At 64.9% G+C, this 14,312-nt stretch carries 12 protein-coding genes; 11 read left to right on the top strand and 1 reads right to left on the bottom strand.

Features of this window, described 5'->3' with window-relative positions:
• Positions 1-12: 12 nt before the first annotated feature.
• The 8 genes from ARADN35_RS0112650 to fabB all read left to right on the top strand — a co-directional run bounded on the left by ARADN35_RS0112650 (position 13) and on the right by fabB (position 8,425).
• Positions 13-882 (top strand): ATP-binding cassette domain-containing protein, encoded by an 870-nt coding sequence (locus ARADN35_RS0112650; protein WP_035197118.1) that lies wholly within the window; start codon positions 13-15, stop codon positions 880-882.
• A complete protein-coding gene (locus tag ARADN35_RS0112645) occupies positions 879-1,730 on the top strand; it encodes a hypothetical protein (protein WP_010462656.1) in 852 nt (283 codons plus the stop codon). Before ARADN35_RS0112650 ends, ARADN35_RS0112645 begins: the two co-directional genes overlap by 4 nt.
• Positions 1,730-2,602 carry a hypothetical protein gene (locus ARADN35_RS0112640; RefSeq protein WP_010462654.1) on the top strand — a complete coding sequence of 291 codons (873 nt, stop codon included), beginning with the start codon at positions 1,730-1,732 and terminating at the stop codon, positions 2,600-2,602. Before ARADN35_RS0112645 ends, ARADN35_RS0112640 begins: the two co-directional genes overlap by 1 nt.
• Positions 2,603-2,912: 310 nt before the next feature.
• A complete protein-coding gene (locus ARADN35_RS0112635) occupies positions 2,913-3,650 on the top strand; it encodes a GNAT family N-acetyltransferase (protein ID WP_010462653.1) in 738 nt (245 codons plus the stop codon).
• A 384-nt stretch (positions 3,651-4,034) separates the two neighbouring features.
• Entirely contained in the window at positions 4,035-4,919 is an 885-nt protein-coding gene (locus tag ARADN35_RS0112630) for an HlyC/CorC family transporter (RefSeq protein ID WP_010462651.1), read from the top strand.
• Positions 4,919-6,523 carry an apolipoprotein N-acyltransferase gene (gene lnt / locus ARADN35_RS0112625; protein WP_010462650.1) on the top strand — a complete coding sequence of 535 codons (1,605 nt, stop codon included), beginning with the start codon at positions 4,919-4,921 and terminating at the stop codon, positions 6,521-6,523. Before ARADN35_RS0112630 ends, lnt begins: the two co-directional genes overlap by 1 nt.
• Positions 6,524-6,683: 160 nt before the next feature.
• On the top strand, positions 6,684-7,205 hold the full coding sequence (gene fabA / locus ARADN35_RS0112620; protein WP_008907199.1) for a 3-hydroxyacyl-[acyl-carrier-protein] dehydratase FabA: 522 nt from the start codon (positions 6,684-6,686) through the stop codon (positions 7,203-7,205).
• Positions 7,202-8,425 carry a beta-ketoacyl-ACP synthase I gene (gene fabB, locus ARADN35_RS0112615; protein ID WP_010462642.1) on the top strand — a complete coding sequence of 408 codons (1,224 nt, stop codon included), beginning with the start codon at positions 7,202-7,204 and terminating at the stop codon, positions 8,423-8,425. Before fabA ends, fabB begins: the two co-directional genes overlap by 4 nt.
• A gap of 160 nt (positions 8,426-8,585) precedes the next feature.
• On the opposite strand, the gene ARADN35_RS0112610 is transcribed toward fabB, so the two are convergent.
• Positions 8,586-9,503 carry a LysR family transcriptional regulator gene (locus ARADN35_RS0112610; RefSeq protein WP_010462640.1) on the bottom strand — a complete coding sequence of 306 codons (918 nt, stop codon included), beginning with the start codon at positions 9,501-9,503 and terminating at the stop codon, positions 8,586-8,588.
• 211 nt (positions 9,504-9,714) lie between these two features.
• Here ARADN35_RS0112610 and ARADN35_RS0112605 point away from each other — a divergent pair, with 211 nt between their 5' ends.
• The 3 genes from ARADN35_RS0112605 (at position 9,715) to glyS (ending at position 14,303) form a co-directional block, all read left to right on the top strand.
• The gene (locus tag ARADN35_RS0112605) at positions 9,715-10,791 is read left to right on the top strand and encodes an asparaginase (protein ID WP_010462639.1); all 1,077 of its coding nucleotides are present in this window, start codon (positions 9,715-9,717) and stop codon (positions 10,789-10,791) included.
• 453 nt (positions 10,792-11,244) lie between these two features.
• Positions 11,245-12,150: a glycine--tRNA ligase subunit alpha gene (glyQ, locus tag ARADN35_RS0112600; protein ID WP_010462637.1), complete on the top strand. Its 906-nt coding sequence runs from the start codon at positions 11,245-11,247 to the stop codon at positions 12,148-12,150.
• 11 nt (positions 12,151-12,161) lie between these two features.
• Positions 12,162-14,303 carry a glycine--tRNA ligase subunit beta gene (gene glyS / locus ARADN35_RS0112595; protein WP_010462635.1) on the top strand — a complete coding sequence of 714 codons (2,142 nt, stop codon included), beginning with the start codon at positions 12,162-12,164 and terminating at the stop codon, positions 14,301-14,303.
• The last annotated feature ends 9 nt before the right edge of the window (positions 14,304-14,312 follow it).

The following is a 14,312-nucleotide window of genomic DNA, read 5'->3' as shown; positions in this document are numbered from 1 at the left end:
TACGGATTGTTCATGATCGCCATCGATAACCTGCAATTCGGCTATGGCCGCCATGCGCTTTACCAAGGCTTTGGTGCGCGGATCGATCAGCCCGGCATCTACGGTCTTTTCGGGCGCAATGGCAGTGGCAAGTCCACCTTGCTCAAGCTGATCTGTGGCCTGCTCACTCCCTGGGCCGGGCAGGTGCAGGTGTTGGGGCAGGTTCCGCGCCAACGTGCGCCGCAGCTGCTGGCGTCCATCTGCATCGTGCCGGAAGAGTTCCACCTGCCCAATCTGACCCCCGGTCAACTGGCCGCCACACAAGGGGTGTTTTACCCTCGGTTTTCTGCACAGCGGTTTGGCGAATACCTGGCAGAGCTGGAGGTCCCTAGCGCGAGCCGCTTCGAGGCCATGAGCCTGGGCCAGAAAAAGAAGGCCGCCATTGCCTTCGCGCTGGCCACCGGCACGCCGCTGCTGCTGATGGACGAGCCCACCAACGGGCTGGACATCGTGGGGCGGGGCCAGTTTCGGCAGCTGATGCAGCGGCCCGAGCATGCCGATCGGGTGGTGCTCATCAGCACCCACCAAGCGCACGACCTGGAGAGCATCCTGAGCCACATCTGGTTCATCGACCAGGGCAGGCTGGCCTTGTCGGCTCGCATGGAGGATCTGGCGCAGTGGTTGCACATGGGGGTTGCCCGCAGTGCCCAGGAGCTGGATTCCATTCGTGGCATCGTTTTCCAGGAGTCCATTGGGGCCCACACGGCCTACGTGGCGGCACGCGGGGCAGAAAGCCCGGGCCCTCAAGGCGCCGTGCAGCTGGAGCTTTTGTACAAGGCGCTCAGCCTGGGCCGCGACGCTTTGCTCGCAGTGCTTCCTGCGGATGTGAAGGAGGCTGCATGACAGCGTCCGCAAAATCGGCGGTCGGAAAAGCCCCGGACCAGGGCACCTCCGCCTTCTTCAGCGCACCGCGTTTCTTGCGGCTGGCGCGGGCACATTGGGCCGAGCAGCGCAGGCAGTATCTGGGCCATCTGCTGGTCGTGGGCATTCTTTATGTGGTGGTCTTGTTGTTCATGCTCGCGCTCTCGTCGGGGCGCGAGTTTCAGACCTGGACACAGCAGCTGTTCTATTTTTGGGGCCTGCTTCTCACGGGTTTTGTGTTTGCTGCCCGCTATTTCGACGCGATGACGCGGCGTGAGTCCGCACTGCTGATGCTCATGCGCCCCGCATCCGTGTTCGAGAAATGGCTGCTGTGCGTGCTGGTGGTGGGCGTGCTGTACCCGCTGGGCTACAGCGTGCTGTATCTGGCGATCTCGTGGCCCGTCCAGCACATCGTGCTGGCCATTGGCGCGCTGTACCCGCCGACAGGGGGCTTTAGCGCCGCGGACCACGCGCTGTTTCTGCCGCTGTGGCCCTCCGACGGGGCTTCGGCTGCGCTGCTGGCGCGCCAGCAGATGGGCTGGTTCATTGGTCTGTGGGCCTTGCAGGCCCTGGCAGTCGCGGGCTCGTTGTACTTTCAGCGTGCGGCCATGCTCAAGACATTGGCCCTGGGCTTTGTGCTTTTCCTGGCAACGCTCCTGATCGCCGCCCTGGCAGGAGCCAGCGATGCGGTGCTTTTTGCGTGGTGGCTTCGCAGGCCGGTGACCTCGCCCGCGAGCGTGCAGATCCTCAACGGCGTGCTGTGGCTGGGTTTGCCCACGCTGCTGTGGCTACAAGCCTATCTCCACCTCCGTGACAAGGAGCTGCACTGATGGGCTATTGGTTGCAAATCCATGTGCAGCGCCAAAAAGGTGTGTGGCTTTTCGCGCTGGTGCTTGTGGGATTCTGGGCGCTGGTGGCCTTGAGCGGCTGGAGCCGGCTCAAGCCCTCCTCGACCGCCGAGCGGGTGCAGTTGATTCGTGCGGCAGACCTGGTGGGGGTGACGCGCTTGCGCCTGGAGGAAGACGGGGAGGCCGGGGGCTACCGGCCTGACGTTTTAGTGCGGGTGGGGTTCGCCTCGGACGTCAGCATCCACCCCCGCGTATCCGACCGGGATACAGCGCCTGATGCCCCCGAGCCCGCCCGATGGATCACCGCCTTGCGCGAAGGAGAGACGCTGGTGCTGCGGGCCCGTGCGCCGCGCACAGAGGCCAGGCAGGGCCATCGGGCCCTGGCATGGATTCAAAAAATCGAATTGCCCGCGCATTTCCGGCACCTGCAGATCGAGCGGGCCTCCATCGAGGTCCGGGAGCCTGTGGAGAGTCTGGCAATTCTGGGCGAACAGATTACGGTGGCAGGCTTTGTGAGGGAACTGGATCTGCGCTCGTCCCTGTGCGGCCCCAGCGAGCACCGGAACGGGCCGCGCGAGGATGGCCTGGAGGTTCAAGCCGAGAACATGCGGGCCGTGCGCGTGCAGGCGCACACCGGCCGGGTGCGCCTGCAACGGTCCGAAGGGTTGCTGCGCCTGGAACTGCGGCTGGGCGACACCGTGGCACTGTCGCTGGACCGCGTGGCAGCGCTCGATCTGCCTCCCGGGCGTGCGGCCTTGGTGGGTGCCACGGACGCAAAGGCTTGTGCAGACACGGCAGCCATTGCCAGCGCACCGGGCGCGTCCCGCCCGCTGGAGCTGATTGCCGCCCCCTAACGCCCGATTGCCTCGTTTTTCAGCTTGTTGCCAAGGCGCCATCGCTATACCCTGGGCACAGAGGGTGGGGATGGGGGCGCATCTTCCCGGATAGGTCTGGGCCATGCCCCGGGTGCCCCGCAAAAAAGTCGCGCAAGCGACCCCGTTCCTCGGGGAATGGCGGGTTTTGTTATCAAAATGGTAGCTAAAAATCGTTTTCGGATAAGCGCTGGAAGCTGTTTTCTTTCATATTGGATGCCACTCTCTTATTTTGCTGCAACGCAGCAAATTGGACTGGAAATAATGAGGGAAAACCCTTATATTTGTAGCCATGATCGCAACGAAAGACTGGCTCAAGGCTTCCTGGTATGCAGGCAGGGATCTGCTGCGCCCCGTCACAGGTGGCCCGTCTGGCCATGAAATTCGCGTCAAGAAGGAGGTGCCCGTGATGGTCCCCATTCGCGCTTTGGGCCCTTCCTACCGGGAGCGGATCACCCAGCATTTGCTCCAACTGGAGCCCGCAGACCGTTACCTGCGTTTTGGCTATGCCGCCAATGATGAGCAGATCCGCCGCTATGCCGAGCAGCTCGACTTCAATCGAGACGAGATCTTTGGCATCTACAACCGCCGCCTCGAACTCATCGCGATGGCGCACCTGGCTTTCTCGGAGCACCCAGAGTACAAACATTGCGCCGAATTCGGTGTGTCCGTGCTCAAGCAGGCGCGCGGGCGAGGCTTCGGGGCACGCCTTTTCGAGCGGGCAGTGATGCATGCGCGCAATGAAGGCGTGAACATGGTCTTTATCCATGCGCTCTCCGAAAACACCGCGATGCTCAAAATTGCCCGCAAGGCCGGAGCCACCGTGCGCCGTGATGGCTCGGAGTCCGAGGCCTACCTCCAGATCGAGCCAGCCAGCCTGGACACACGCATGGCCGAGATCGTGGAACAGCAGTTTGCCGAGGTGGACTACCAGCTCAAGAAGCAGGCCAAGCAGTTCTGGGACTTCCTGGCCGGTGTGCAGGAAGTGCGCAGTGGCGTGCAGCACGCGCGCCACCAGTCGGCCGAATAATCCATCCATCCCCACGCTCGCGGTGTGCGGGCTGCGGGGATTGCGTAGCGGGCCGTCACAACTATCCGCTATCCTAGGGGCTTGATTCACTACCGCACGTCCTGCACCAAAGAGCGTGTTATGCACTTTTTCGTACCCACGTTGGGCCCTGAGGCCAGTGATCGCGAGGCGCGGGCCGCTGCCAAGGCCGGGCGCCTTGGCAAGGTCAGCAACGATGCGAGCGCTGGCCTCAGGGCCCAACCCTTTGGGAAAGCCGGGGAAAGGCCCGGCCACGTTGTTGCAGCACGCTTGCGGTATCCATACCGCTGCACGTACTGCGCCTAGTTGCCGGGCCTTTCCCCGGCTTTCGTGGGCACGAAAAAGTGCATAACACGCTCTCAAACAGTGTCTGACCCGCACCCTGCGCACCCCGGGCGCTTGCCCGAGAGGGAAGACAAGCGCACCTTCCTGCAGAAAGTGGCCGAGTTCATCCATCCGGGGCCGGACTCCACGGAAGAACTCATCGAAACCCTGGCCGAAGCCGAAGACAACCAGGTCATTGGGGCCGAGTCGCGCGTGATGCTCGAGCGCGTCATCCGCATGGCCGACATGACGGCGGGCGACGTGATGGTGGCTGCACCCCGCATGGACCTCGTCAACATCGATGCACCGTTTGACGAGATGCTGCACCTTGTCATCAACACCGCGCACTCGCGGTTTCCGGTGTACCAGGGCGAGCGCGAGAACATCATCGGCATCCTCATGGCCAAGGACCTGCTCAAGCTGCAGCGGGCGCCCGAGCTGAACATCCGCGCCCTGCTGCGCCCCGCCGTCTTCGTGCCCGAAAGCAAGGGCCTGAACGACCTGTTGCGCGAATTCCGCGGCAACCGCAACCACCTGGCCATCGTGATCGACGAGTTTGGCCGCGTGGCGGGGCTCATCACCATTGAAGATGTGCTCGAACAGATCGTGGGCGAGATCGAGGACGAGTTCGACATCCCCGAGGACGACGGCGACATCTTTGGCTTGGCCGACCGCACCTACCGCGTGAGCGGCGACACCTCGGTGGAGCGGGTTTGCGAGGCATTTGATGTGCTGGTTCAGGGCAGCGACCCCGACGAAACCTTCGAAACCATCGGCGGCCTGATTGCCCACGAAATGGGCCATGTGCCCAAGCGCGGCGAGCACCTGCAGTTGGGCGGCCTGCACTTCGTCGTGCTGCACACCAAGGGCGGCGCTGTGCGCTGGTTCAAGGTGTCGCGGATCGAAGAAGCCAGCGCCAGCGACTGATGGCCCGCGCTTCCTCGACGCCGGGGCTGCCACTGGCCCTGCAGGCGCTGCTGGCCGTGGCTGCCGGCGTTGCGCAGGCAGCCTCGCTGGCCTGGCCCTGGGGCGGCGAACCCCTGTGGTGGCTGCAGATCGCATCGATGGCGGTGCTGGCCTGGCTGGTGCGCCCACGTGCCACGGTGTCGGTCCCTTGGCAGCGCGGCGTGGTCATCGGGGGCTTGTTTGCCACGGCCTGGCTCGTTGGGACCTTCTGGTGGCTGTTCATCTCCATGCACTCCTACGGCGGGCTGGCCGCTCCCTTGGCTGTGGCCGCGGTGCTGGGGCTGGCCGCGTTCCTCGCCAGCTACTACGCGGCGATGGTGGGGATTTTTTGCCGCCTGACGCTTACCAATAGGGCGCTAACAGCTATCATTTTTGGAGCGTTCTGGCTCCTGGCCGAGCTGGCGCGCGGCATCTGGTGGACGGGGTTCCCCTGGGGGGCTGGTGGCTACGCCCATGTTGACGGGCCGCTGGCGGCGCTGGCGCGCTACGTCGGCGTTTACGGCATCGGGGCCGTGGCTGCGGTGCTGGCGATGTATGGGGTGCAGTTGCGTGGCGCGGATCTTGGTCGCTGGCGCACCTGGGTATTGGTATTGGTTGTGGTCTCCGCTGGGTTAAGTCCGCAGCTACTTTGTGCATGCAGTTCAACTGTCCGCAGCAAGGTGCCCCCGATGACCCTGGAACTGCTGCAAGGCAATATCCCGCAGGACGAGAAATTCCAGTCGGGCAGCGGCGTGCCACTGGCACTGAAGTGGTATGCCGAAGCGCTGCGCGACGCCAAGGCCGACCTGGTGGTGGCGCCCGAAACCGCCATCCCGCTGCTGCCCCAGCAGCTCATTCCGGGCTACCTGGAGGGCATCCAGCAGCGTTATGCACAGGGCCCGCAGGCCGCGCTGCTGGGCATTCCGCTGGGCAACGAAGCGCTGGGCTACACCAACTCGGTGCTCGGCCTGAGCCCCGCCACCCAGGCCACCCCCTACCGCTACGACAAGCACCACCTGGTGCCGTTTGGCGAGTTCATTCCGCCGTTCTTCAAGTGGTTCACGGCCATGATGAACATCCCGCTGGGGGACTTCAACCGGGGCCTGGTGGGGCAACCCTCCTTTGCCTGGGCGGGCCAGCGCATTGCGCCCAATATTTGTTACGAAGACCTTTTTGGGGAAGAGCTGGGGGCGCGTTTCATCGACCCGGCGCAGGCGCCCACGGTGTTTGTCAACTTCAGCAACATCGGCTGGTTTGGCGACACCGTGGCCATTGACCAGCACCTGCACATCAGCCGCATGCGTACCCTGGAGTTTGAGCGCCCCATGGTGCGCGCGACCAATACCGGCGCCACGGCCATCATCGACCACCGGGGTGTGGTGACGCAGCAACTGGCCCGCTACACGCGGGGCGTGCTCAAGGGCGAGGTGCAGGGCCGGGGGCTGGATGCGCAAAGTGGCTGGCACATCACGCCGTATGCGTGGTGGGTGTCGCGCTGGGGGCTGGTGCCCCTGTGGATTTTCGGGGGGGTGGCCCTGTTTTTTGCCCTGGTGGCAAGGAGGCTGCAGACACTGCGCGGCAATTGATCCAGGTCATGCGCCGCCGGGGTGTCCTGGCGCCTTGCCGGGCCAAAACCGGGATGTGTCTTTCTCTGCCTTGATAATGGAGCCCCACAAGCGGGGGCTTGTGTTGACATACAACGATGATTTGAAGCGGGCCCACCGCTGTTCTGGAGCACGACTGAAGATGGCTGATTCCTTTTCCTACGAACAACTGATCGCCTCGGGCGAGGGCCGGCTGTTCGGCGCTGACAGCGGGCGCCTGCCGCTGCCGCCCATGCTGATGTTTGACCGCATCACGCACATCGACAGCGATGGTGGCGCGCACGGGCTGGGAAAGATCCGCGCCGAGCTGGACGTCAAGCCCGATCTCTGGTTCTTTGCCTGCCACTTCCAGGGCGACCCGGTCATGCCCGGTTGCCTGGGGCTGGACGCCATGTGGCAGCTGATCGGCTTTTACCTGACCTGGCTGCAGCTGCCAGGGCGTGGCCGGGCGCTGGGTGCGGGTGAGGTCAAGTTCACGGGCGAAGTGGGCCCCGATGTGAAACTGGTCACCTACGAAATCGACATCAAGCGTGTCATCAAGCGCAAGCTGGTCATGGCCATTGGCGATGCCCGCCTGCTGGCCGATGGCAAGGAAATCTATGTAGCCAATGACTTGCGCGTGGGCTTGTTCAAGCGCGAGGAAGACGGCAAGGACGCAGCATGAGCACCAAGAAGCGCGTAGTCATCACCGGCGCGGGCATCGTCTCGTGCATTGGCAACGACCTGGCCACCGTGGAAGCCTCACTGCGTGAAGGCAAAAGCGGCATCAAGGCCGTCGAAAAATTCGCCGAGCTGGGCCTGCGCAGCCAGGTGGGTGGCGCGCCCGAGATCGACATCGAGACGCGCATCGACCGCAAGCAACTGCGCTTCATGGGCGATGCGGCCGCGTATGCGCAGATCGCGCTCGAAGACGCCATTGCCCAGGCAGGCCTTGCGCCCGAACAGGTGAGCCATCCGCGCACCGGCCTCATCATGGGCTCGGGTGGGGGCTCTCCCGCCAACCAGATCGAAGCAGCCGACACCCTGCGCGAAAAGGGCATTCGCCGCGTCGGCCCCTACCAGGTCACGCGCTGCATGAGCTCCACCGTGTCCGCGTGCCTGGCCACCAACTTCAAGGTCAAGGGGATCAATTACTCCATCACCTCGGCCTGCTCCACCTCGGCCCACTGCATCGGTGTGGCCGCACAGCAGATTGCCTGGGGCATGCAGGATGTGATGTTTGCGGGTGGTGGCGAAGAATTGAGCTGGGGTATGTCGCTGCTGTTTGACGGCATGGGCGCCATGTCCAGCAAATACAACGCCACGCCCGAGAAGGCCTCGCGCGCCTACGACGCGAACCGCGACGGTTTTGTGATCGCGGGCGGCGGCGGCGCCGTGGTGCTGGAAAGCCTCGAACACGCCCAGGCGCGCGGCGCCACCATCCTGGCCGAAGTGGTGGGCTTTGGCGCCACCAGCGATGGCGAGGACATGGTGGCCCCTTCGGGCGACGGTGCCATTGCGTGCATGCAGCAGGCCATGGAAGGGCTCGACGCCCCCATCGACTACATCAACACCCACGGCACCTCCACGCCGGTGGGCGACATGCAGGAAGTGCGCGCCATGCGTGCCCTGTTTGGCGACAAGGTGCCTCCTTTCTCGTCCACCAAGTCGCTCACTGGCCACTCGCTGGGTGCAACGGGTGTGCAAGAGGCGATCTACTGCGTGATCATGCTCAACAAGGGCTTCATCGCCGGTTCTGCCAATGTGGAGACGCCCGACCCGGCACTGGGCGATATGCCCCTGGTCACCCAGACGCGCGACGCGCAGCTGACCACCGTGCTGTCCAACAGCTTCGGTTTTGGTGGCACCAACGCCAGCCTGGTGCTGCGCCGCTGGAACGACTGACCGCAGCCTTCCCACACCAAACGGCCTGCCTGTCTCCGGACAGGCAGGCCGTTTTCACGTGGGACTTGCGCAAATTGGGATGTGGCACCAGCCTCGCCCTGGGGCGAACCGCTGGCCTGAGCCCTGTTTTGCACCAGTCATGTCATGGGCTACCGGGCCGTCAGCGCCGTGCGGGCTTGGGGTTGGGTTGCAGGGCTTCGTGCAGCAGGGTGGGCAGCATGGCCAGCATGCGCGTGGCCTGCAGGCCCGGCGGCAAGGCCCGTGCGTGGTAGCTGTACAGCGACATGGGCGCCAGCTCGTGCAGCTCCTGCGCCACCATTTGCGCGGGGTCGAGTCCCTTGGCAGTGAGGAAGTCCACGACCGTCCAGCCCATGCCCCGGCGTACCAGCTCCAGCGCCAGGCGCGAGGTCTGCACCTGAATCCCTGGTCCGGCGGGCGATCCCAGCCGTTGCGCAATCTCATCAATGGCCTGGCGCATGGGGTCGTCGCCCACCAGGCGGATCACGGGCACTTGCGCCAGCCGCGCCCCCGGGGTGGCGGCGCGGGGCGCGCGGGCCCACACGCTGGTCGCCACCGCCAGATACAGCCTGCCGCTGACCAGCAGGTCGCTGGCAATCTGGGGGTGGGGGTGTTTGTAGAAGCCCAGGCAGAAGTCCACGCTGCGCGTGAGCAGTGCCTGTGTCATCTGGTCCTGGTGGATGGTGCGCACTTCCACGCCCACCTGCGGGTGCTGCTCGGCGTGGTGCTGCAGCAGGCGCGGCAGAAATTCGTGGGTGATCGACGGGATGGCGCCCAGGCGCACATCGCCCGAATCGCTGGTGGCCAGGTTGCGGGCAGTGCGTTTGAGCGCGTCCAGCTGCCGGTAGATGCCGGTGGATTCGGCCGCCAGCACCTGGGCCTCGGGTGTGGGTGTTAGGCCCGAAGGCGTGCGGTTGAACAGCCGGTAGCCCAGCTGCAGCTCGGTGTGCGCAATCGCCTTGCTGACCGCCGAAGGCGTGATGCACAGCAGGCGCGCCGCTGCACTCATGTTGCCGGTCTGCAGCACGGCCTGAAAAACTTCCAGTTGCCGCAGGTTCATTTCGGCGCTGCTCCGGGGTGCTTGCCTGTGTGGCCTAAAAACTGGGGCCGGGCGGAGGCGTCTGGGGTGTGAGTGAAATTCATAAGGGTGGGTCAATTATTCCGCATGACTGTGTTCTGCTTTCTCATAGGATGCGGCACCGCTTCGACGGCGGGGTTTGCACAGAGCGGCGCAACGCGCGCTGCCAACCCAAAAATCAGGAGACATCTTCATGCGCATTTCCTCTTCCCCCACCGCCAGCCGCTGGCTCGCGGGCCTGCTGCTGTCGGCTGCGTCGGCCGTGGCCATGGCCCAGGCTGCCAAGCCCAATGTGGTCGTGCTGGCCACCGGCGGCACCATTGCCGGTGCGGGCGCCTCGGCCGCCAACAGCGCCACCTATGCCGCCGCCAAGGTGCCGGTGGACAAGCTGCTGGCAGGCCTGCCGGAGCTGGCCAGTGTGGCCAAGGTGTCCGGCGAGCAAGTGTTCCAGATCGCCTCCGAGAGCTTCACCAACGAGCACCTGCTGCGCCTTGGCCAGCGTGTCTCGGCCCTGGCCAAGCAGGCCGATGTGGACGGCATCGTGATCACCCACGGCACCGACACGCTCGAAGAAACCGCCTATTTCCTGAACCTCGTCGTGCGCACGACCAAGCCCATCGTGGTTGTGGGCTCCATGCGCCCTGGCACGGCCTTGTCGGCCGACGGCGCGCTGAACCTGTACGACGCCGTGAGCGTGGCCGCCAGCAAGGACGCTGTCGGCAAGGGTGTGCTCGTCACGATGAACGACGAGATCCAGAGCGGCCGCGACGTGAGCAAGACCATCAACATCAAGACCGAGGCCTTCAAGAGCCAATGGGGCCCGCTGGGCATGGTGGTGGAAGGCAAGAACTACTGGTTCCGCGCGCCCGTCAAGCGCCATACCGCCCAGTCCGAGTTCAACATCGACGACATCAAGGCCCTGCCTGCGGTGGACATTGTCTATGGCTACGGCAACATGAACACCACGGGCATCGAAGCCTATGGCAAGGCGGGCGTGAAGGCGCTGATCCACGCCGGCACGGGCAACGGCTCGGTGGCTGCGCAGGCGGTGGATTCGCTCAAGGCGCTGCGTGCGGCTGGTGTGCAGATCGTGCGCTCGGCCCGCGTGCCCGACGGTTTTGTGCTGCGCAATGCTGAGCAGCCTGACGACAAGTACGACTGGGTGGTTGCCCACGACCTGCGCCCCCAAAAGGCGCGCATCCTGGCCATGGTGGCCCTTACCAAGACCAACGACAGCAAGGAATTGCAGCGGATCTTCTGGGAGTATTGAGCCCCCCTGAGTCGCCTTCGGCGCCTTCCCCCCGAGGGGGGACGCACCCGGTGGCCTGGCAGAGCCAGTTCCACGGGTGCACCGGCTTGAAGGCATGCCCTCTGGAAGCGCCATAGGTGATGAACCGCGCAGCGAATATTTGAAACGAGACTTGGCGCACGACACGTGCGCCGACGGGCTACCCGCAAAGGTGGTCACCGGTACGCACCGGCTTATAGCCCGCGTGACTGGTTGGGAAGGCTGGGGCTCCAAAAGGGCTCCGGCCTTTTTTCATGGGAGGGCGGATGCTGCTTGTTTGTCGAGCCCCAGCCGCAGCGCCGTAAAATGACCGGTTGCGCGCGCGACGCCCGCGCTTGCAACCGTTGTTGGCTGCAGGCAGTGGGCCTGGCACACGCACCGCCTTTTCTTTCCCCCTTACTTGCCCGGCCCTGGCTTGCCAGCGCCACAGACGCCATGTTGACATTCCAGCAAATCATTCTGAAGCTGCAGTCCTACTGGGACGCGCAGGGTTGCGCCCTCTTGCAGCCCTACGACATGGAAGTGGGTGCCGGCACCTCGCACACCGCCACCTTCCTGCGCGCCATCGGCCCCGAGCCCTGGAAGGCTGCCTACGTGCAGCCGAGCCGCCGCCCCAAGGACGGCCGCTATGGCGAGAACCCCAACCGCCTGCAGCACTACTACCAGTACCAGGTGGTCCTGAAGCCCGCGCCGGCCAACATCCTGGAGCTGTACCTGGGTTCGCTCGAAGCCCTCGGTTTCGATCTCAAGAAGAACGACATCCGCTTTGTCGAAGATGACTGGGAAAACCCCACGCTCGGCGCCTGGGGCCTGGGCTGGGAGGTGTGGCTCAACGGCATGGAAGTGACGCAGTTCACCTACTTCCAGCAGGTCGGCGGTATCGACTGCAAGCCCGCCACGGGCGAGATCACCTACGGCCTGGAGCGTCTGGCGATGTACCTGCAGGGCGTGGACAACGTCTACAACCTCAAGTGGACCGACACGCTGAGCTATGGCGACGTGTACAAGCAAAACGAGGTGGAGCAGTCCACCTACAACTTCGAGCACAGCGACGCGGACTTCCTGTTCACCGCCTTCAATGCGCACGAAAAGCAGGCCAAGTACCTGATGGAGCAGCAGCTGGCGCTGCCCGCCTACGAGCAGGTGCTCAAGGCCGCGCACAGCTTCAACCTGCTGGACGCCCGCGGTGCCATCAGCGTGACCGAACGCGCCGCGTACATCGGCCGCATCCGCAACCTGGCCCGTGCCGTGGCGCAAAGCTACTACGAGAGCCGCGAGCGCCTGGGCTTCCCCATGGCGCCGCGCGAGTGGGTGGAACAGATGACGAAGAAGGCTGCGTGAGAGAAATGACGATGACAACCCAAAACCTTCTCGTAGAACTGTTTGTCGAAGAGCTGCCGCCCAAGGCGCTGCAAAAGCTGGGCGATGCCTTTGCCGCCGTGCTGGGCGACCAGCTCAAGGCGCAGGGCCTGGCCACGGCAGCGTCCGTGGTCACGCCCTTTGCCTCGCCCCGCCGCCTGGCCGCGCATGTGACGGCTGTGGCCGACAAGGCCGCCGACAAGGCCGTGCAGCAAAAGCTCATGCCCGTGACCGTGGGGCTCGACGCCAGCGGCAATGCCAGCCCGGCGCTGTTGAAAAAGCTGCAGGCCCTGGGCGCGGATGTGTCCGACCCGGCAGCCGCCGTGGCGGCGCTCAAGCGCGCGCAAGACGGCAAGGCCGAGGCCCTGTTCTACGACAGCGTGGTGCCCGGTGCCACGCTGCAGGAAGGCCTGCAAAAGGGCTTGCTCGAAGCCCTGGCCAAGCTGCCCATTCCCAAGGTCATGAGCTACCAGCTCGAGACCGACTGCGAACTGCCCGGCTGGAGCAGCGTGAACTTCGTGCGCCCCGCGCACGGCCTGGTCGCGCTGCACGGCAGCACCGTGGTGCCGGTGAAGGCCCTGGGCCTGTCGGCGGGCAACAGCACGCAGGGCCATCGTTTTGAAGCCGCCGTGTCGCCCGTGGTGCTGGCAGACGCCGACAGCTACGCCGCCACGCTCAAGAAGGACGGCGCCGTGATCGCCTCCTTTGCCGAGCGCAAGGCCGAGATCGCCCGCCAGCTGGCCGCGGCCGCCGCCCAGGTGGGCAACGGCGCGCGCCCCATCGAAGACGAGGCGCTGCTCGACGAAGTGACCGCGCTGGTCGAACGTCCCAACGTGGTCACCTGCTCGTTCGAGACCGAGTTCCTCGACGTGCCGCAGGAGTGCCTCATCCTCACGATGAAGGCCAACCAGAAGTACTTTCCGCTGCTGGACGCCGCGGGCAAGCTCACCAACAAGTTCCTGGTGGTCAGCAACATCAGCCCCGAAGACACGAGCTTTGTGACTGGTGGCAACGAGCGCGTGGTGCGCCCGCGCCTGGCCGACGCGAAGTTCTTCTTCGACCAGGACCGCAAGAAGACCCTAGCCTCACGCGTCGAGGGCCTCTCCAAGGTGGTCTATCACAACAAGCTGGGCACGCAGGGTGAACGCGTGGAGCGCGTGAGGTCCATAGCCAAAGCCATTGCCACGCAATTGGGCGATGCTGCTCTCGTCGCTGATGCCGACAAAGCGGCACAACTGGCCAAGACCGACCTCGTCACCGACATGGTGGGCGAGTTCCCCGAGCTGCAGGGCATCATGGGCGGCTACTATGCCCTGAACGACGGCCTGGGCGAGACCGTGGCGCACGCCATCGAAGACCATTACAAGCCTCGCTTCGCGGGCGACACGCTGCCGCGCAACACCGCCGGCGTGGTGGTGGCGCTGGCCGATAAGCTGGAAACCCTGGTGGGCATGTTCGGCATCGGCAACCTGCCCACGGGTGACCGCGACCCGTTCGCACTGCGCCGCCATGCTCTGGGCGTGATTCGCATGCTGGTCGAAAAAGACCTGCCGCTCCAGCTCAACGACCTGCTGGCCGGTGCCGTGCCCGCCTTTGGCGACAAGATCACCGATGCATCGGCGCCCCTGGCCGACTTCATCTACGACCGCCTCGCCGGCAGCCTGCGCGAGCAGGGCTACCGTGCACAGGAGGTCGACGCCGTCATGGCCCTGCGCCCGCAGCGCCTCGCCCTGGTCGAAAAGCAGCTCGCGGCCGTGCGCGCCTTTGCCGCGCTGCCCGAAAGCCCGGCCCTGGCAGCGGCCAACAAGCGCGTGGGCAACATCCTGAAGAAGGCCGAGGTCGAAGGCCCGGTGGATGCCCACGTCAACCCCGACCTGCTGCAGGAAAAGGCCGAGCAGGACCTGTACGCCGCGCTGCAGCGCTTCGTGCCCGAGGCCAATGCCCAGTTCGACGCGGGCGACTACACCGCCAGCCTGCAGACCCTGGCCGTGCTGCGCGCGCCGGTGGACGCGTTCTTCGACGACGTGATGGTCAACGCCGAGCAGATGGACCTGCGCCTGAACCGCCAGGGCCTGCTCAAGAGCCTGCACGAGGCCATGAACCGCGTGGCCGACCTTTCTCGCCTGGCGGTTTGACCGGTTTGC

This window comes from Acidovorax radicis N35, from assembly GCF_000204195.1.
Lineage (GTDB): Bacteria > Pseudomonadota > Gammaproteobacteria > Burkholderiales > Burkholderiaceae_C > Acidovorax > Acidovorax radicis.
The sequence above is the reverse complement of the archived record's forward strand: the minus strand, read 5'-3'. Positions and strand labels throughout refer to the sequence as shown.